We start from the raw sequence: 20217 nt of genomic DNA, 5'->3' as shown, positions 1-20217 counted from the left end.
AAGATACTACACCGCTTCTTTATGTATCTCGCTTGTAAAGTGAAATTCGATATCGGGGTTGTTCTGCCTTTCCGTGTTCAGGAACCATTCGCTTTGCGCCAGGTACACCAGGTGGCCATCCTTGTCGGTAGCGATGTTGTTGCTCTTGAAGCGGGTGAAATCGTCCAGCTTCTTGGGGTCGGTGCTCGTGATCCAGCAAGCCTTGTAATAAGGCTGTGCCCTGAATTCACAGGAAGCGCCATATTCCTGCAACAGGCGGTATTGAATTACCTCAAATTGCAGTTCTCCCACACAACCAATGATCTTCTTATTACCACCAAACTGGGTAAAGAGCTGTGCCACACCTTCATCGGTAAGCTGCAAAAGACCTTTTTCCAATTGCTTGGTTTTCATGGGGTCTTTATTGACTACCTCTTTAAATATTTCAGGTGAAAAGGAGGGTATGCCGGTATAATAGAAGTTCTCGCCTTCGGTGAGCGTATCCCCGATCTTGAAGTTGCCGGTATCGAACAAGCCCACCACATCGCCGGGGTAAGCCGCCTCGATCACGTCCTTATCGCGGGCCATGAAAGTGTAAGGATTGCTGAAGCGCACATCCTTGTCGAGCCGTACGTGGTGGAAGTATTTATTACGCTCAAATTTGCCCGAACACACCCGCAGGAAGGCGATCCGGTCGCGGTGCTTGGGGTCGAGGTTGGCGTGGATCTTAAAGATGAAGCCAGAGAATTTGTCCTCATCAGGGCATACCTCCCGGATAGAGGTAGCGCGGCAGCGCGGGATGGGCGCCACGCGGATGAAGGTGTCCAGCATTTCCTTTACACCGAAGTTGTTGATGGCGCTGCCAAAGAACACGGGAGCTACCTGGCCCGCCATGTAATCTGGCACGTCGAGTTCGCCATGCACGCCATCCACCAACTCCACATCTTCGCGCAGCAGGGCGGCGTCTTTTTCGCCCAGGCGCTCGTCCAGTACGGGGTCGGCCAGGTCCGAAATACGGATGGAATCGTCGTCCGTAGCCTTGGTATTGGCGGTAAACAACAGCAGGCTCTTATCGTGTAGGTTGTACACCCCCTTGAAGTCCTTACCACTGTTGATAGGCCAGGTCATGGGGTGCAGGTGTATTTTCAGCTCTTTCTCAATCTCTTCCAGCAGGTCGAAGCGGTTCTTACCGTCCCGGTCCATTTTGTTGATGAATACAATCACCGGGGTATCGCGCATACGGCACACTTCCATCAGGCGGCGGGTCTGCTCCTCTACCCCGTTCACGCTGTCCACTACCAGGATAACGCTATCCACCGCGGTAAGGGTGCGGTAGGTATCTTCCGCAAAGTCCTTGTGGCCGGGGGTATCCAACAGGTTGATCAGGATGCCCTTATATTCAAAACTCATTACCGAGGTGGCCACCGAGATACCCCTTTGGCGCTCGATCTCCATAAAGTCGCTCGTTGCGTGCTTCTTGATCTTGTTACTCTTTACCGCACCGGCCGTTTGGATGGCACCACCGAATAAGAGGAACTTTTCGGTAAGGGTGGTTTTACCGGCATCGGGGTGAGAGATAATGGCAAACGTTCTGCGCTTCTGGATCTCGTTGGTGTATTTCATTCAATATTTTAGATTGAATTGATTATTCATTAATAATCAATTATTTATTTTCTTGTTTAATTGCTTGTTTTCTGTACCTTGTAGCCAGAAAAAGCGTTGCAAAGGTACTGAATCGGAAGGAGATATAAGCAACTTCGCCCCGGCCTGTCTCACAGTCTTTCCACATCATCACCATATCCCGCTCATAGTCTTCCTATAGCTCTCCCGGAGCTCCCCCATAGCTCTCCCATAGATACTCCATAGTAAAAGCAAGGCAATAGTAAGCCAATAGTAAGGCAATAGTAAGAGAATAGTAAGACAACAGGGCTCAAATGCAGACTGGACGCGGAAATATGTTTGTGCGAGCTGGCAAATCCGCTCCCATGGCGGTTTTGCTGAAAATGGAGATAATATGATGTAAATTCCCAAACATGGAATAATAGCTGCTGATTGCCTCGTCCATTCAATACCCTGGCAGGCTGATCAGTCTACCAAAAGATACGAAAAAGCCGGCAAATAAGCTTTCGTAGCCTACAACAAATTAATTGTCCACGTGCGGGTGAAGACCTCTTTGGCGACGAGTTTGTTGATGCCTTCCTTATCGGCAAGCTGCTGATTGCTGCCTACCCCATCGGCAATACCGCACCAGGGTTCGAGGCATACAAAGTCGGCATTTTTAGCAGCCCATATCCCAAAGAAAGGAAAGCCAGGGAAGTCCATCGTCAGCCCCCGTTCGGTTTTATCAGACTTTATGGAGATGCGGGAAGATTTGAGCGATTTGAATACGAGCGCATCTTTCTGGAACAACGCTTTGGTGAGCGGCAGGCGATCGGTATGCTGCAACAATGGCTGGGAAGTTGTTTCAATCAGCCCGTCGGGCGAGATCATCCAGCGTGGAGCATCTTCTACCTTATCAAATTGCAGGTAATAATCTTCATAGCTGGTACCTGCTGCGAGTGGTACTTTAAAAGCCGGATGGCCGCCTACTGAAAAATACAGGTCTTCTTTACTGGTGTTCGTCACCTCGTAGGTCACCGCCAAATTATTATCGAGCACGGTATAGCGGATGCGGAACTCGAAGGCAAAGGGAAACACTTTCAATGACGCTTCATTGCTCCTGGCGAGGAAAGTAATGGTATCGGCAGACTGGCTCTCTACAGCAAATTGCTGGTCGCGGGCAAAGCCGTGGCGTGGCAGTGCGTAGGACTGGTCTTTATAGATAAATGCGTTGCTCTTCAAAGTGCCCACAATAGGAAATAGCACGGGCGAATGTTTGCCCCAAAAAGCCGGGTCGCCGCTCCACATATAATCCAATCCATATTCTTTATGTACGAGGCTGGTGAGTTCGGCTCCTTTGGGATTGATGGTCGCTTTTACGAGGGCACTTTCAATTGTAAACATGTGATATTTGATTCTGATGTTGCAAACGCAAGATACGAATAAGCGCGTTTACATGCCTGCCCTGCAACTTGCAACCTGAAACCTGTAACATTTTAATCACTGCTGCAACCAATTAAATAATAAACCATTACTGTTGAACAGGAAAGCTTAAATTTGATACATGCGTCGCATTTTTGAAATACTGGGCAGTAGCCTCAACCTTACCTGGCAGGAGTTCAGATCTCACAAGGTCCGCACATTGCTCTCCCTGAGTGGCGTGGCATTCGGCATTTTTTGTATTATCAGCGTGCTGGCGGCAGTAAACAGCCTGGAGTATGCCATACAAAAAGACATCAAATCACTTGGTTCCAATACTGTATATATAGACAAATGGGAGTATGCCGATGGCGGCAATGATTACCCCTGGTGGAAATATGTAAAACGCCCCGACCCGGCTTATGACGAGATGATGGCGCTGAAGAAAAAGGTGCCGGCTGCTTCCAATGTAGCTTTCAACATTAATACTTCCAATTCGGTAGAGTTCGGTGACAATAGCCTTTCCGGAGTTCAATATTATGGAGTATCGGAAGAGTTTTCCAATATACAGCCGATAGAGGTTGGTGTTGGACGTTACCTGCAGCAGGCTGATTTCGATAATGCTTCGAACGCTATCGTTATGGGCTATGAAATTGCCCTGAACCTTTTTGGCAATGCCGAAAAAGCAGTAGGTCAACTGGTAAAGCTGAAGGAAGGAAAGAGAGCATTGGTGGTGGGCCTGATCAAAAAGAAGGGAAAAAGCATCATCGATGCATGGGACTATGACAACTGTATTATCCTTTCTGTAGCCTATATGCGGCAGATGGTACGCGAGAAGTACAGTAACCCTGTCATCATGGTGCAGGGAAAAGAAACAGTACCTATGGCACAGTTGAAGGATGAGCTGGCTGGCGCCATGCGCTCCATCCGCAAATTAAGACCTACCCAGGAAAATGACTTTTCATTAAATGATATCGACGCGTTCAGCAGTGCCGTGAGTGATGTTTTTGGAAGTGTCAACGTTGGCGGATGGGCCATTGCTGCTCTTTCGCTGATAGTGGGCATGTTTGGCGTGGCCAACATCATGTTCGTGACCGTTCGTGAACGTACTCCGCAAATAGGTCTGAAAAAAGCCATCGGCGCTAAAAGCTCTACCATACTCACCGAATTCCTGCTCGAAAGCGCTTTCCTGTGTATCATGGGGGGATTATTGGGTTTATCAGCTGTATTCATCCTCACGCTCATCTCTTCCGCTTTGGGCTTTACGATCTTCATAGCACCCAGCATTCTGTTGCTGGCCGTTACCATCTGTATTGTTGTAGGAGTATTGGCCGGTATCATCCCCGCCTCTATTGCCGCCAAAATGAACCCGGTAGAAGCGATCAGGAGTAAATAAGTTGAAAAGTTTACAGGTTAAGAAGTTGAAAAGGGTGGCGTATCTTTGCGCCCCTTATCAACCTGTCAACTTATTAACTTATCAACTTGACAACAATCCTTGCTATAGAGTCCTCCTGCGATGAAACATCGGCGTCCGTTTGCCGGGACGGTGTTATTTTATCCAATGTAATTGCCGGCCAGAAGGTACATGAACAATACGGCGGTGTGGTGCCGGAGCTGGCCTCCCGGGCCCATATGCAGAACATTGTGCCGGTGGTAGACAAAGCCCTGCGCGATGCGGGTTGCAGCAAAGAGGAACTCAGCGCCATCGCCTTTACCCAGGCGCCCGGTCTGATCGGTGCGTTGCTGGTAGGCGCTCAGTTTGCCAAGTCCCTTTCTCTCGCCCTCGACATCCCGCTCATTGCGGTGCACCATATGCAGGCTCACGTACTGGCCAACCTCATTCCTTCCGTTACCAATGGCCAGCCTGATCCCAAGCCTTCCTTCCCTTTTCTTTGCCTCACCGTAAGCGGCGGGCACACACAGATCGTACTGTGCGAGTCGCCCCTGAAAATGACGGTCATTGGGGAAACGATGGACGATGCCGCCGGCGAGGCTTTTGATAAATCAGCCAAGATACTCGGCCTCCCCTATCCCGGCGGTCCACTCATCGACAAATATGCCCGGGAAGGTAATCCCAAACGCTTTGCTTTTCCCGAACCAAAAATACCAGAGCTCAACTTCAGCTTCAGCGGACTTAAGACGGCCATCCTCTACTTCCTGCAGGAGAACACGGCTGCCGACCCGCAGTTTGTAGAAAAGAACCTGCCGGACATCTGCGCTTCCATCCAGTACCGCATCATCACCATCCTGATGAACAAACTCAAAAAGGCAGCTATACAAACGGGGGTAAAAGATATCTGCATTGCCGGTGGCGTATCAGCCAACAGTGGCCTGCGCACCACGCTGGTAGAATGGGGCCAGCAGTTCAAGTGGAATACCTTCATTCCTGCCTTCCAATACTGTACCGACAATGCTGCCATGATTGCCATGACGGCTTATTTTAAGTACCAGGCGGGTGACTTCAGCGACCTGCGTGTGGAGCCCACAGCCCGGGCCGAATGGAAGTAATTGCGGGTTTCACTGCCCAACCCATGGTCGCATTCAGGTATAATTACTTATGGCTGACATTACATGGGAATTTATCTTTATGCCTCGATTGCGACCCATAATGCCCTGCTGACTATGGCCAATAGCTACTTCCAGTTTAAACAATTTACCATTCACCAGGATCAATGTGCCATGAAAGTGTGCACAGATGCCTGCATTCTGGGCGCCTGGTTTGCCGCCAAGATTCCCGACTATTACAACATCCTCGACATCGGTAGTGGAACAGGCTTATTGATGATGATGCTGGCTCAGCAATCTGAAGCAGAGATCCACGGCATCGAGATAGACCTGGCCGCTTTTAAGCAACTCAAAGAAAACGTTGGGCAAAACGGCTGGAAAGAACGGCTGCGCGTATTTCCCGGTGATGCTCGCACTTATTCCTTCCCGCGGAAGTATAACTTCATCATCAGCAATCCGCCTTTCTTTGAGAATGACCTACCCTCCGATGCAGATGCAGAACAGGTGGCGAAGCACAGCAAGATGCTAAAATTAGAAGAGTTGGTACAAGCCATCGATGATAACCTCGATGGTCAGGGCAGCTTTGGTGTACTGCTCCCCTATCATCGCTGGAACTACTTTCATGAACTGGCTACCCGCCAGGGCTTTCACCTCGTAGAGAGCCTGCACGTAAAACAAACACCGCGTCACGACTTCTTCCGCTCCATCTTACAATACAGCCGTCACAAAGAAAACTTTGTATCTGCCAATGAACTGACCATTCAAAAAGAGGAAGGTGGCTACACGGATGATTTTGTAGAACTGCTGAAAGGATACTATCTCTATTTGTAACTTCCTATCTCTTATTGCTTGCTTAGGTGTTTTCGCGAGGTTACAACTGTATTATAAACCGTTAAAACACCCATCATTACTTTTTATTAGCAGGTTAGGTTTGTGAAAAATCCTGCTATGGTCAATTTATTGGATTTTATTTCTGCTATTACCGATCTGCGAGTCTGGCTTACGGTTATTATTATCGTTTTTATTGTCGTACTGGTCATTTATATTATTGCATCTATAAGCTTATCGGGAGATGTGCTGGTCTCATCGGCTGTTGATGACAATACGTCCCCGGTTGAAGCAGATCAGATATATTATTTGCCCACGGCCGATATTCAGATCATCGCTACTGCTAAAGTGTCGGTGGCTACCGATTCGTCGGGAGAAATACAATCAGGTACCTTACTGTCATTGCAGCTGGAGAATAAAGTGGTGATAGGGCCCGATACTACAAAACTATACCGCCTCCAGTACAGGCCATCGCTGTTTGCCAACGACGAATTGCGTATCAACACCAATGCAACGGGGTTATTGGAAACTGTGACATCTACTACAACAGATACACTGCCTGATATTATTGCATCACTTAGCAGCGCACCGGCAAATATATTGGCGCCAGGTGCGAAGAAGATGATGTTGCAGGATTCGGGACCGCAACCAGTAGGGCCGGTTAAGGTACAAACAGTAGAGTTTACCAACACCTTCATCATTACTGCTGATGAATTAGTTTCAAAAAACGGGACCAATACAACTAATACAACGATCACCAGACCCTGGATCATTAGTATTGATGGTACTCAGCGCAAGCCTGTTACGGTCAATGCTTCTTTCACAATAAGTCTCCCCAAAAGAGAAACAAAACACCATAGTGGAGAAACAAAGGGCATTCTCACCCGTCCACTTCGTAAAGTAAAATTACAGGTACAGGTAAATGACAAACAGTTCAATAACCTGTTTCCACAGATGTATGAGCTATTGTTGCCGGATGTGGATACGCTCATCAATGTACCTGTTACACGTACCGCTTTTGTAAAAAAGGTGCATGCACCCCGTTTTGTAAATGGGTTGGTAGTAGAAAATTTTATCGATAAGCCCAGCGAAGCAAATGGTTTTGTATCCATCCCTATCAATATTCTCAAGGCTATCTTCTCTTTGCCTGCCCAGCTGCTCAGTTTCCGGATATACCACCTCGGCAAAGAAAAAGAACTTGAAGAAGCCAAACAGGCGTTGGCGGCTGCCAAAGCGGCAACGACAGCTCAGCAGGAAGCAGCACAACAGAAGCTGCAGGAAGCTGCAAAGGCCCTGCAACAGTCCGGAGATCAGCTTCAACAAACGGCCGACGGGATAAACAGTAACCTGAATCAAAAGGATGCTGATAAGTCACAACAGGATGAGATTGTCAGTGGAGAAGTCTTGATTGAAGCGATAAAAGCACACGCCAGCGAATGGAAAGCCAAATTCCATGTACTGGACATTTGTGTGGGCAAGAAAAAGGTGAATGGCGTGGAAACAAATATCAATGCGCTTGTATTTAAACCGGTAGAAAAGCTGGAGCATGGCGAAGCTGCTTTTATACCGGTTCCTGCTTTTATTCCTTTTACAGATTCAAAGGGCCGGCCTCATAAGCTGCCTACCGATGTACAGCGTACCGGTGGTCGTATTGAATCCGCTTTCACTGCTAACCCCAATGAAGCCTGCGACATCAATAATCCCAAGAGACCTGGCTGTTCCGTATCGCGCCTTAAGAATAACGACACTGGCACTATTGGGCTAAAGGTGTTCAAAAACGGTAAATCTTACGTGCTTAGCTGTTATCATGTATTGTGTTCTTCTGAATTATTAAAGCGCAAGTTTGTATTTGATCCTGCAACTCCTGCAGGAGGCGACAGTACCATTATTTCGCCAGGACTCAAAGACAACGGAACAGCCAATGATAAAATAGGTGTAGTAGTAGAAGGAAGTTTGAATGAGTTTATGGATTGCGCGATCGCTGAGATCAATAATGATCTTGATGTTCATCGACGGATTTGCCGCACAGACCAGGGTCCCGCCGGCACCCTGGAAATAGGTATGCAACATGTTGACGCCCGAGTCCGGGTCTTTATGTCCGGAAGAACTTCAAAGCTTACGAGAGCTCATATAAAATCGCCCTATACGAGTACCGATATAGAATATAGTATCGGAAAAATCACGTTGAGTGGTTTAATTGCTACGTCTCCATTGGCGGAGGGGGGCGATTCCGGAGCGGTTGTTTTTGATGAAGATTCCAATGTAGTAGGTATTGTAGTAGCCAGATCGCCTTCCGACACTTACATCATTCCTATCGCTCCCATATTAACCAAGTTTCAGGTAAAGTTAAAACCATAATTATATGCAAAAAAAAATCATGCTACTCTGTTGCCTATTTTTCCCTGTATTCATGTATTGTCAGGATAATGGATACTCTATACACATATCTCAACTAAAAGGATCTAATGAGTTCTCGGGTCGTGTATTCAATGATAAACCAGTGACTGATGCTACTGTCGACAAAGCCTTGTTTACGATTCATGGTGTTAAGGAAAGTGATATCGTAGACATAAAAATAGTATACAAGGAAACAGGTGCTGCGATTGCCCCTAAATTCAATGCTACAGATAGCACACTTGTATACAGTTTAGGCAGGGAAATCGGACCAGCGAAAAATGAATTTAATTTGCTGTATAAAGATAGCCTGAACGGTTTTATTCAATTCGATAATCAATTAACTGCAGCAGGAGCTGTACAACCCGACGGAGGAGGAGATACTCCACCGAAAGAAGAAGACGATCTTACCAGCTATTTATCTGCTTTGACAACGGCTAATTTTGTTGGCAATAATAAATTCCTTTCCAATTTTACTCCGTCGGTTAACCTGGGAAGCATCATTGATCTGGCAACAAAACGATTTGGTAAACTGGTAAAAGATGAAGCTGGAGATGAACAGAAACGCGGGCTTTTTGCCTGGCGCCTGGACATCAATCCTTACCTTGGTGCCCAGATAGATACAAAAGATTCTGTTTCCTTTATTCCTGCATTGATGCTGGGCGGGCGTGCGGGCCTCTCATTGAACAATTATCTGTCATGGGGTAACGAGAATGTTGAATTTACCTGGATGCCGTTCGGATTCGGGTTAAAGATCATACCGGACCTCAAAGATTCGGCTGTTAATATCTGGCAACATAATTTCCGTACAGGTGTATCCTTAAAGTATAAAGAAGATTTTATTATAGGCACACAGTTTACATACGGTTTTCATAATACTACTTCACAATCGAAAGAGTTTTACCAGCAGGTATTTTCAAAAAGCAGTACAGATATAAAATATCTGACTATTTCGGGGCAATTCTTTGTTAAGTCCAAAAATGAAAATACAAGAAACAGCTACCTCTTTGTTGAATGGAGAGGGTTATTGTCTTCGAAATCTTATCCGGGATTTACCAATAAAGACATTATTACTGTGGGCTTCCGTAAAGACCTGGCCCTGACCAATACTTTTGCTACTGCTGCTTCAACGACAAGAGCTGCAAGTTCAGGAAGGAAAATTACGACACATAAAAAACGCCCATCCCTGTTTTAACAGTGAAAATACAATATATCTGTGATGCAAAACAGCCTTGCAGTCGGCAATGACCTGCAAGGCTGTTTTGTATTGCTGATATTTACTCACTGCTTCATACCCCTGCATACTCAGCCAGGTAGTCAAAGTGTTTCGTGAGCTTTCCTTTATCGAGCATGGTGGCACGTCGTATCACATCAGATGATTGATCCTTTAATAAGTCTTCAAGAATGTACTTGATCAATTGCTCGCCAAAATAACGGCTGGCATCACGCGGCAGTTCATTGGGCAGGTTGCCTACGGCCATTACATCGATGCTGCCGGGAATATAGGGAGCGGTCTTTTGTACTGTGATGCGGTCTACACCATAAACAGGATTGTCGATGGTTTGGTCGCCGAGGTTGATGGGTACAGAGCCATACGCATCATCCGTAATATCGGCAATGGTCTTGATGCGAAAGGCGGCATCCTGTATATCGGCTGTTTCAAACAGACGGGGAATGGTCTTGTCCCAATAAATACCATTCATCAACACATCGGTTTGATGGGCGTATGGCAGGAACTTCCCAATATATTCTTCTGGTTGCTCATGAAAGTGATTGCGGTTGTAAGCACCGCTGGAGCGATGCTGATACAGGTCGGCGCCTTTGAGCTGCGTATATACCGGATAGGTGAATTGCTTTTGCAGGTACTCGTCCGGCTCTACTTCATGCACACCCATCAGGTTCATGATCTCGAGGATACCATGTGCCACTCTCCCACTCCCGGTAACGGCGATCTTGATAGCCGGAATGCGTAACCCAAAATAAGTATGGATAAGCTCATGAAAACTTTTTTGTTCAAATACCCGTACCAGGTCATAAGCGCCGGAGCGTTTGCCCCAGGCCATCATGCCATTGTGGGCGCCCACTACACCGGCAAAGAAACCAAAGCCGATGATGCGCTGGCCATCTTCGTGTTCCAGACACTCATAGTCGATGAGCGTGATCTGCCGCCCGATCATCGTGTGGAATAGCTTTTGGTTATAAGGCTGCTTTTTGCGGGTGTGGGAAAAGAACAGGTAGGTTTTGCCGGCAATGAGTTTGTCGACCGGCACTTCTTTGATGCCAAAGAGGATGTCGCAATCATTCACTTCCTCCTGTACCGTGACGCCGGCCAGCTGGTATTCCTTATCAGAAAAACAGCGGGTTGGCGACGACTGCACTACGATCTGCACCTCCTGCGAGTTCTTATGGATCCATTTACATTGGGCCGGTGTAAGCGCTACGCGGTTGTCTGAAGGTGTTTTTCCTTCCCGGATCAATCCTATTCTGATCATATTCGTATCTTTGCCGTGATCTACAAATGTAATGCTATGTGGCAAAAAGTATGGAATATCGTGCGCAAGATCTTACTGCCTAAAAAGAGCTGCTGTAAGTAGTTGCTCTTACCGCCCTGAACGGTTCAATTGATTTTTACCCCGCTTCGGTTACTTTCTTCCTTTTTGGTTACTTGCTTTACCGCATCTTTAGCGCCATAGCAATCTTCAGTACGCTTATGGAGCTAACCCGTGAACAGGTGATGGTGATTAAAAAGACCTGGGCCATTTTCCGTGATATGGAGCCCAGGCTGGTGTGTGATGTGTTCTATGGCAAATTGTTTTACGATAATCCACCACTGCGTAAACTGTTTCCCGCCGAAATGGATGAACAATATGCCAAGCTGATCAACATGCTCAACAGGATCGTGGGGCGGCTCGATCAGTTGGATAGCATGACGGCCGAGCTACAAGCCATGGGCAAAAGACATGCGACTTATGGTGTGCGACGCGAACTGTATGGCCCGGTAGGTATTGCCTTACTGTGGACGTTGCAGCAAGGGCTTGGCGCCGACTGGAACAGCCAGACGAAGCTGGCCTGGCAAACCTGCTACGCCAAAATAGCCACTATTATGCAGGAGGCAGCTCAAACGCCTTAATGGTTCTTTTAAACGGTTCATGGGTATTTTGCCCCGCTTCCTTTAAAATAATTGGGCGCGCCCGCCGTAATGTTTAATTTGAAGCCATCATGAGACTGGTCTTATTGGTAATCCTTCTTGTTGTGCAAAGTGTGATGTGTTTGGCGCAACCTGCTTCCTACAACTTCCGCAGGGTGACGCTGAAAGACGGCCTCAGCGATGCAGTAGTAAATTCTATTACACGAGATAAGGTTGGCTATATCTGGCTGGGCACGCAAAGCGGCCTCAACCGCTACGATGGCCACCGGGTGACCAGCTACATCCATAATCCCAAAGACAGCTTTTCGGTTCCTCCTGATTTTGTACGGACCATGTTTTGCGATGATGATGGCAACCTGTGGTTTGGCTATGCCAAAGGATTGTACCGGTATGATTATGCCAACTGCCGGTTTGAGCTGATACCAGCTGTGAGTAATGTGTCGGTGAACGAGATCAGGCAAGCCGGTAAAGACACTATTTGCCTGTTTACCACGAAAGGTATTGCCCTCTTCGATACACGCGGGTTGCAGGTAAGCTATGCCGGACCCACAGCTACAGAAGCCTGGCCAGGCAACCCGGTATTTGAAGGATGGGTTCATCGATCAGTGGCGTACATCGCCACTGCTGAAGGTATCGGCGTTTACGATCTTCATACCAAACAATCGCGGATATTGCCCGTGAGACCGGGCGCTAAAATACCCGTAACGCGCGTCGTCATCGATAGCAGCGGCACGCTTTGGGCCTCTGCTTATGATAAGGGCGCTATTTTGTTCAAAGGCAGGAATAGCAATACTTCTTTTGAAGAGATCACTACGCACCGGTTCAGCAAACTGGGCACCACGTATGATTTTTTCCTGGACCTGTATGTGGACCCGCGCAACCGGCTTTGGGCGGCTACCAATGGAAAAGGGATCATATCCATCAATACGCAGGACAATTCTTTTTTTACTTTGTCGAACGATTTCCGTTTGCCCAACAGCCTGCAGGAAGATCATATCAACCGGATCTACATGGATAAGCAGGGCTTCATGTGGCTGGGTACCGAAGGCGCGGGTGCTGCTTATTTCCAGCCTGATTATAATCTCTTCAGTATCCTGCTTCCCGACCCTGTTAAATATTTACGCCCACATGCATGGGCCAGGGCCATTGCAGAAGATAAAGCAGGTAATCTGTGGATGGGCACCGGTATTGGTCTGGTGAAGCAAGCTGCCAACAATGGCGCCTCGGTGCGCTTTGCCCGCAATGAACTGGCTGGTATCAATATTTTGCATTCCAACTCCATCCGTTCGTTGCTGTGCGACAAGGATAATAATATCTGGATAGGAACGGCTGCCGGGTTCAACCTGTATAATTCCAAATCGGGGCGTATAGAATTCCTCGATGAAAAAGATTCACTCCCGCGTGGTTTTGGCTGGACCTTACTGCAGGATACCGACGAAACCATCTGGGCAGGCAGCAGCTGGGGATTGTGTTATAAAAAGAAAGGCGACAAACGGTTTTCTACTTTGCGCCAGCACCCGGTGTTGCATCCCTATGCGCGCTACAATACGCGCGTGTTGCTAAAAGACAGCCAGGGCAATTTATGGATAGGATTCAATGGACGTGGATTACTGCGGTACAATGAATCCACGCAGCAAGTAACCTGGTGGGAACAGGCCGGTCAAAAAGATGATCCCATCGGTAATATCATTACCTCCATAGCAGAAGATAGAAAGGGAGTTATTTGGGTGAGCAGCTATCATGGCATGGCGTCTTATGATCACCGCACCAATGCATTTACTTCTTATAAAGACCTGCAGACGATGGGCTCCTTACAGATATCGGGCTTGCAGGTGGATGATGCGGACAGGTTGTGGTTCTCCTCCGTGAAAGGATTGCTGATGCTGGATAAGAACAGGAAGGTGTTCAAGAAGTTTGGCACACAGGATGGCCTGCCCGATATGCAGTTCAGTGATCAGGTTTCTTTCCGGCTGAAAGATGGCCGTTTTGTGTATCCTACTTATGATGGGTGTGTGGCTTTCGATCCTTTGAAATATGAAGAGAAAGATCATTCGGGCGATATCATCATCTCTTCGTTTGTGATCAGGGATGATGCCGGCACTACCCTTTCGGGGCTCAACTGTGGCGATACCATGCAGCTGACGCCATCGCAGAATTTCTTTAATATAGAACTAACCTCCTTCAATTATTCCAACCCGGCAGAAACCTGGTATGCCTATAAGCTGGATGGTTTCGATAAAGACTGGACCTACACGCGCAACCGGATCGCTAATTATACCAACGTACCCGGTGGTGATTATGTGTTCCGGTACAAAGCTTCTTCCGATCCCGGCGACTGGAACAAGGAAGAAAAGACATTGTCGATCCATGTGGCCACTGTTTTTTATAAAACCCGCAGCTTCCTGGTAACGGTGGCCTTGCTGTTGATTGTTGTGTTGTGGTTGCTGTACCGCTATAAGACAGCGCAGCGCGAGAAATGGATGCGGCTGGAAAACAAAGCGCAGCGGCTGGAGAAGGAGAAAGCACAGGTGCTGTACGAAAACTTGAAGCAGCAGCTGAACCCGCACTTTTTATTCAATTCACTCACTTCACTCGGTGGCCTCATCCGTACCAACAGTGCAGTAGCCGGTAGCTTCCTGGACAGCCTCAGTAAAACATACCGGTACATCCTCAAAAGCAGTGACCATGAAACCGTGACGCTGGAAGAAGAGATCAAGTTTGCCCACTCGTATATCCGCCTGCAGCAAACGCGCTTTACCAAAGGGTTGGAGATAAACATCAACGTGGCGCCGGATACGTTGCAACGCAAGATCGTGCCGGTGACGTTGCAGAACATGATCGAGAATGCCATCAAGCACAATATCATCGATGAAGAGAGTCCGCTGGTGATCGACATCTATACTGTGCAGGACATGCTGATCGTGCGCAACAACCTGCAGAAGAAGAACTACGTGGAGACCAGCAACAAGAAAGGGCTGGCCAACCTGCAGTCGCTGTACCGCTACCTCAGTGACCGGCCGGTGGACGTGAATTCGGAGAATGCTTTCTTCCAGGTGACCATCCCGCTGTTGTAAGCGGCATACTTAAACCCATAAAAACAAGGCAACATGACAGCCGTAATCATAGAAGACGAAAGTATAATAGCCACAGAACTGGAACAGAAGATAGCTACAGTGGCCGAAGACGTGAAGGTGCTATCGATCATCCCCAGCCTGAAGACTGCCCGCAAATGGTTTATGCAGAACGCGGAGCCCGACCTGCTGTTTATGGACATCCAGCTCAGTGACGGGGTGAGCTTTGAGCTGTTTGAACAGTTCAACCTCAACTGTCCGGTGATCTTTACCACGGCTTATGACGAATATGCGATCCGGGCATTCCGGGTAAATGGTGTGGGCTACCTGCTGAAGCCGGTGGATGAAGAGGAACTGAAAGCCGCCATCGATAAATGCCGCAACATGCTGAAAACGCAGGGCGGTCAGCCCGGCAGTATGGATGAGCTGCTGAAGGCGCTGCGCGGCAACAACCAGAGCCCGCTGTATAAGGAGAAGTTCATCGTGAGCGTGCGCAACAACTGGATACCCGTACCCGCCAAAGATATTGCCTGTTTTATGCGCGACAACCTCAACTACCTCTTTACCTTCACCGGCGACAAATACATCCTCGACTACTCTACCCTGGAGGAGATCGAAGAGCTGGTGGACCCACGGCTGTTTTACCGGGCCAACCGGCAGTGTATTGTGCACATCGACGCCATCCAGAGCGTAAAGCCCCACGAGAACCAGAAGCTGACGCTCCACCTCAAAGCCCCCCTCAAGATGGAAATCGACATCAGCCGGGAGAAAGCCCCTGTTTTCAAGAAGTGGTTTGACCGGTGAGGAGGAAAAGTCAACGAGGCAGCAAGGCATTGAGGCAACGAGGAAGGATCTGGCCCTTGTGTCAGCGTGCTTATATCCAGCAGGATTTCCCTGATTTTCAGGCCTTTTAGAAAATAGATAGGCTACATTTTTGGAGGGAAAGGTGCAAAGTTGTAATATTGCACCCCCAAGATTATTGGCCCAGATGGCGGAACTGGTAGACGCGCTAGACTCAAAATCTTGTTATCGAAAGGTAGTGCAGGTTCGATTCCTGTTCTGGGCACAAGAAAAAGCCCCCGAAGTTGCTTCGGGGGCTTTTTGTTATATTATTGAACGCAAGTACTCTAAGGCACCAAGTTCCTCTGTCTATGCCAGAATAAAGTAGCATTAGTTCTCCCGAAGGCCATACTCGTTTCGTAGTCTATTACAAATTTTAAGAGAAAGGATTATTTAAGGATGGTTATACTATTAATTCATTCGTTGTAATTAGTTAGATATGATTCAAAAACCTAAATACTATTATGAACTTAATATTATAAGAAGAAATTAATGTACCGGGTTGTACATTCTTCGAGGACTGTTCACCCTTATGGATAGGAAGTGTTTAAATAGGTAGGACGAAGATAGTCATCAAATAATACGAAACAAATCTTTTCCAACTCATTTTCTGTTATACCCCGGAAAGAACCAAGCTGTAACGAGAGGCGATGAGCCAGTGCCAGGATAATTAAATTAAGTATTATAGAAAATTTATACTCATGAGTTTGGAAATAGTTAATCTCAAAAATAGTGGTACATCCACAGAAGAATATATTCTATTACAGGCAAAAGAAAACGTAAATCTTTTCAATTTTGCTATTGTCGATAGGACATTTGATGAAGAAGGCAAAGTCTCTGACATTTTCAGGCACTTTTATCGTTTTCCCTCGCAAGTAGTTAAGAAAGATGAATACGTTGTTCTTTACACGGGGAAAGGAAAAAATCGTATAGGAACGTTCTCCGACGGTACCGGTGTCGTGCATTATTTCTATTGGGGTTCTGATGCTGCCATTTGGAATGATGCAAACACTGAAAGCGCTGAACTTCTAAAGGTTGCTACTGTAGTTAAAAAAACAACAGGTAACCAGCCTCCGAAGAAAAAGCAAACTTTTACTTTCACGCCAAAGAAATAGATAAACCAGGTTGAATTAAGGCCGTTGCAATAGCAACGGCCATTTTTGATTAATTTGAAATTGAATTATGTCGGCTAAGATTCCAGACTGTTATTTATGTAGGAAAAGACCTGCTTCGCAGAGAAAATCGCACTTCACACCAGCAACAGCTACGGCGGATGTTTTTGGAGTGAGAGGCAAGGAAGAAATTTACGCAATTTCTCCCCATGAGGGGAAAGTGGACACTTATTTTGGCCGAGACAATCTCAAAAATACAGATACTACAGTTAAGAAGGATTTAAATACTGAACCCTATGTTTTCTGTAAAGAATGTGAAGAAAACTTATCCAAAATAGAGGGTAAAGTTGTTCCATTATTGAATAAGGCAACAAAAGATCTGAAGGAAGGCAAAGTAGCCTTTAAAAGGACGGCGGGATTTCAAAAGTATTTTGAATTACCTATACATGCAAACATTGTTAGTACATACTTATACTCTGTAGTTTGGAGACAAGCATTTCAACAAATATATGATGGGCAAGATCATATATTTTCCGATCAAATGTATGAGACTTTAAGGGTAGCTGTTGCTAAGTTAATTGAGATGTCTGAAGTACAGATTGCAGCTTCGGCGGTGTTTGCTGGACTTCCAAATATAATGTGCATTACAACTATTCATGGAGAAGAATCAAGCGATGCTGTGAATCCCAATGGGCGTGTATCAAATCCAGAGCTGATTTTCATGGGAAACTATGATTGTCTAATTTTTACAAATGAAGAGAATACATCAGGATTTAGGAAAGCGACAGGGCTAAAGATAAAGACAAGTGAAAAGACTCTTTACCTCAATCAGAATGATAAAGCGAGAATAGCCTTGATCCCTCCAGTTGATTGGCAAGAAAAGCGTAAAAAGTTTTATGATAACGAGGCAGACAAAATGATTGTAAGTGCGGCTTTAAAATTGGCTGCGCATCGAAATATACGCCCAACCTTAGCAGAAAAGATGCTTCATGAGAAGGCTTGTCAGATTAAGAGTGAAACCGGCAAAAGGTATGGTCAATGCTTTGAAGAAGCTTTCAAGGTTTTGATGTCGTAATACTGTACAATAGCATCAATTCGTCCGAAAGTTTTTAATGGTTGTCATACCAAACGTGTGCACTGGGAATGCTGTAGTTTTTGCTTTGTAGCTGTGACAAGGCTTGCTCGCGGGTCAGCCCCCATGAGCTGGACAGGTAATGCATGTGCGGTGCATGGTCTTTTTCCTTTCCTGCAATGCCTTTGAAGGTGAGGAAAAAACAGTGCCAGGTTGCTCGTTTATCCAGCATTTTCACTACTGTTGTTGATCTTTGTTCTATGAGTGCCTTTACTTGCCCTTTGGATATAGATGTATCGTCAGTAGTGAACACAGAATTGTCGGTTTCATCCTTATACGCAAACCGGGGGATGGCATCGCCATCTGTCCCGGTTGGGTTTTGAGCATAGGTGTACAAGCTGTACGTATAGCCAAGAGTGCCGGCATGAAGGATCAAGCTCATAAATACCTCGGGTGTCAGGGTTACTTTCCGGAAAAGCTTTTCTTCATCCTTCTTTCGCAAGCCGGTAAAAATAGCGGTCAGTTCATCAGGTATTTTAATAAGTTTTAATCTGTTTATCTCTGCTGCGGCCTCTTCATTTGCCTGCTTCAACACTTGGATCATAAGCCGCTTTTCGTCATCAGGAGTCATTCGATCAGCCATGGCAGGAGGAATATGCATGTAAGCCTGCTGTCTCAACTGCCCCATATTGACAAAAAGGAACTGTTCCAGTAGCTTTTGCTCCGGATTGACGAACTCAAAATCATCCCCATGGATTATATTAAAGGCGCCATTGCTGTCAGGGTCGGCAATCCTTCTTTCATACATCATTATCAGCAGTTTATATGTGAATTTACGGAAAATCCCTGTCAGCCTGTAATTTCCATCAATTCGCAAATAGCAATTAAATCAAGTAGGATTTGGTTAGATAATTGTCCCGTTTCGGGCACGAATGAAGGTTGTAAGCACTTGTTTACAACCTTTTTTATTTTAAAGGTGTCAAAGAGTGTCACATTTTCCCGCTTATTCCCAATCTCTGTTCGATTATCACCTCTTGGCACCGAATGCGCTTATTGACGCAGCAATGAAGGCGTCACTCCTTTAGGTCCATTCCAATCGAAAGTACTAAAGGAACTGGGCAGTCGTGCTATAGATTCGTAGGAGTCGAGGTACAGGGTCTTTCCATCCGCTGTGAGCACCCCGTAATAGGGAATGATCCAGATCTTTGATGGTTCAGTTACCGTGTTAACCCCGGCAAAAGTGATCCTCGAGCCATCCTGCTTGTAACGCTCTGCAAACAACACGCCGTCATCGTACGAATAATAGACTGGTTTACCGCCTTGAAAATAATTGGTAGTGCCTTGTGTGTAGAATATCATGGCGTTTACATCCGGGTACCAACCGGGTTGGGTCGGCTGCGCCCAGGTGCCTACCATGCTGGGAGCAGTTTTGGGAAAAAATTTCATCGTCCCATTGGGGATCTCGACGATCGGGTTGGAACCACCGGTAAGCGATGACAGGTCTGCATTGAACGTGTAGACCTGCGGCTTATTGAATTGTTCTTCGCCGGGCAAGTCGAACAGGATGGTTACCGTGTACTGCCCCTGGCCATCCTTTTCCACATTCGTTATTTTCCCCGTAAACTCGCGATGATATTTATTGAGGACCAGGTGCGAAAACGCAGACACTGAGTTGTCATCCCCAAACCGGAGCGAGAGCGGCCGCGGAAAATAGTGATTGCCCACCTTGGCGGTACCGGTATATTCGGTGTTGTAGAAGGGGTATTTCCCACCTCCATTGTTAGGATCATCTTTATCCTTCTTACTACAACCCGTGCTCAATACAAGCACCACAAGCGCTATGGCAGCGATCAGCGAACGAACATTCCATCTTTTCATATTAAGGTATTTACTGGCGGCGAAAATAATGTCCCGCCAAAGCCTGTAACGTAGCAATGAGCCGGCGCCAGTAACAAACGTGCCAGTGGTCGGAATTACTTATTGAAGGAACTTGCCGGCAATGAATGAGCAGGTGGTCGACACAAACAAAAAAGCCCCTGAAGTTGCTTCGGGAGCTTTTTACCTTATAAGAAACCCGGCTGTTAACCGGCTCTCTGTGTTTTGATCTTAGCGTGATTTTTTCTTCGAACTTGGTTTCTTCTGTGCTGAGCTTTTCTTTTTAGTAGGCTTATTCTTCCTGGGTTCGGCTGTCTTTTTCGACATACAATTTTAATTTATAGTTAGTGAATTACTTACTCAGCAAAGATATTC

General features: G+C 46.6%; 15 protein-coding genes and 1 tRNA gene. 11 read left to right on the top strand and 5 right to left on the bottom strand.

Annotated elements, in window-relative coordinates:
- Positions 1-6 precede the first annotated feature (6 nt).
- Together AC5JBY_RS16900 and AC5JBY_RS16895 are read right to left on the bottom strand one after the other, a co-directional pair.
- Complete coding sequence (locus tag AC5JBY_RS16900; protein ID WP_495905801.1) at positions 7-1602, bottom strand: peptide chain release factor 3; 1596 nt, start codon at positions 1600-1602, stop codon at positions 7-9.
- Positions 1603-2112: 510 nt separating this feature from the next.
- Complete coding sequence (locus AC5JBY_RS16895; RefSeq protein WP_495905800.1) at positions 2113-2982, bottom strand: aldose 1-epimerase family protein; 870 nt, start codon at positions 2980-2982, stop codon at positions 2113-2115.
- A gap of 160 nt (positions 2983-3142) precedes the next feature.
- Between AC5JBY_RS16895 and AC5JBY_RS16890 the strand changes: the two genes are divergently transcribed.
- From AC5JBY_RS16890 to AC5JBY_RS16870, 5 genes are all read left to right on the top strand, one after another.
- Complete coding sequence (locus AC5JBY_RS16890; protein WP_495905799.1) at positions 3143-4393, top strand: ABC transporter permease; 1251 nt, start codon at positions 3143-3145, stop codon at positions 4391-4393.
- Positions 4394-4479: 86 nt separating this feature from the next.
- Positions 4480-5505, top strand: coding sequence for a tRNA (adenosine(37)-N6)-threonylcarbamoyltransferase complex transferase subunit TsaD (gene tsaD / locus AC5JBY_RS16885; RefSeq protein ID WP_495905798.1), 1026 nt, complete (start codon positions 4480-4482; stop codon positions 5503-5505).
- Between the two features lie 63 nt (positions 5506-5568).
- A complete protein-coding gene (locus tag AC5JBY_RS16880; protein ID WP_495905797.1) occupies positions 5569-6333 on the top strand; it encodes a tRNA1(Val) (adenine(37)-N6)-methyltransferase in 765 nt (254 codons plus the stop codon).
- 117 nt (positions 6334-6450) lie between these two features.
- Positions 6451-8688, top strand: a complete 2238-nt coding sequence (locus tag AC5JBY_RS16875; RefSeq protein WP_495905796.1) for a chymotrypsin family serine protease — start codon at positions 6451-6453, stop codon at positions 8686-8688.
- A 4-nt stretch (positions 8689-8692) separates the two neighbouring features.
- Positions 8693-9919, top strand: a complete 1227-nt coding sequence (locus AC5JBY_RS16870) for a hypothetical protein (protein ID WP_495905795.1) — start codon at positions 8693-8695, stop codon at positions 9917-9919.
- 94 nt (positions 9920-10013) lie between these two features.
- Here the strand turns inward: AC5JBY_RS16870 and AC5JBY_RS16865 are convergent, their stop codons facing one another.
- Positions 10014-11216 (bottom strand): NAD(P)-dependent oxidoreductase, encoded by a 1203-nt coding sequence (locus tag AC5JBY_RS16865; protein WP_495905794.1) that lies wholly within the window; start codon positions 11214-11216, stop codon positions 10014-10016.
- Positions 11217-11434: 218 nt separating this feature from the next.
- Here AC5JBY_RS16865 and AC5JBY_RS16860 point away from each other — a divergent pair, with 218 nt between their 5' ends.
- From AC5JBY_RS16860 to AC5JBY_RS16835, 6 genes are all read left to right on the top strand, one after another.
- The gene (locus AC5JBY_RS16860) at positions 11435-11854 is read left to right on the top strand and encodes a globin domain-containing protein (protein ID WP_495905793.1); all 420 of its coding nucleotides are present in this window, start codon (positions 11435-11437) and stop codon (positions 11852-11854) included.
- Positions 11855-11943: 89 nt separating this feature from the next.
- Positions 11944-14946: a two-component regulator propeller domain-containing protein gene (locus AC5JBY_RS16855; RefSeq protein ID WP_495905792.1), complete on the top strand. Its 3003-nt coding sequence runs from the start codon at positions 11944-11946 to the stop codon at positions 14944-14946.
- Positions 14947-14979: 33 nt separating this feature from the next.
- Complete coding sequence (locus AC5JBY_RS16850) at positions 14980-15747, top strand: LytR/AlgR family response regulator transcription factor (RefSeq protein WP_495905791.1); 768 nt, start codon at positions 14980-14982, stop codon at positions 15745-15747.
- A 178-nt stretch (positions 15748-15925) separates the two neighbouring features.
- Positions 15926-16009 (top strand) — tRNA-Leu (locus AC5JBY_RS16845).
- 475 nt (positions 16010-16484) lie between these two features.
- Positions 16485-16898, top strand: a complete 414-nt coding sequence (locus AC5JBY_RS16840; protein WP_495905790.1) for a lamin tail domain-containing protein — start codon at positions 16485-16487, stop codon at positions 16896-16898.
- Between the two features lie 67 nt (positions 16899-16965).
- Positions 16966-17970 carry a hypothetical protein gene (locus tag AC5JBY_RS16835; protein WP_495905789.1) on the top strand — a complete coding sequence of 335 codons (1005 nt, stop codon included), beginning with the start codon at positions 16966-16968 and terminating at the stop codon, positions 17968-17970.
- Between the two features lie 34 nt (positions 17971-18004).
- On the opposite strand, the gene AC5JBY_RS16830 is transcribed toward AC5JBY_RS16835, so the two are convergent.
- Complete coding sequence (locus tag AC5JBY_RS16830) at positions 18005-18778, bottom strand: hypothetical protein (RefSeq protein WP_495905788.1); 774 nt, start codon at positions 18776-18778, stop codon at positions 18005-18007.
- A 239-nt stretch (positions 18779-19017) separates the two neighbouring features.
- The gene (locus AC5JBY_RS16825) at positions 19018-19845 is read right to left on the bottom strand and encodes a hypothetical protein (RefSeq protein WP_495905787.1); all 828 of its coding nucleotides are present in this window, start codon (positions 19843-19845) and stop codon (positions 19018-19020) included.
- Between the last annotated feature and the right edge of the window lie 372 nt (positions 19846-20217).

The sequence above is a fragment of the Paraflavitalea sp. genome, assembly GCF_059502485.1.
The sequence above is the reverse complement of the archived record's forward strand: the minus strand, read 5'-3'. Positions and strand labels throughout refer to the sequence as shown.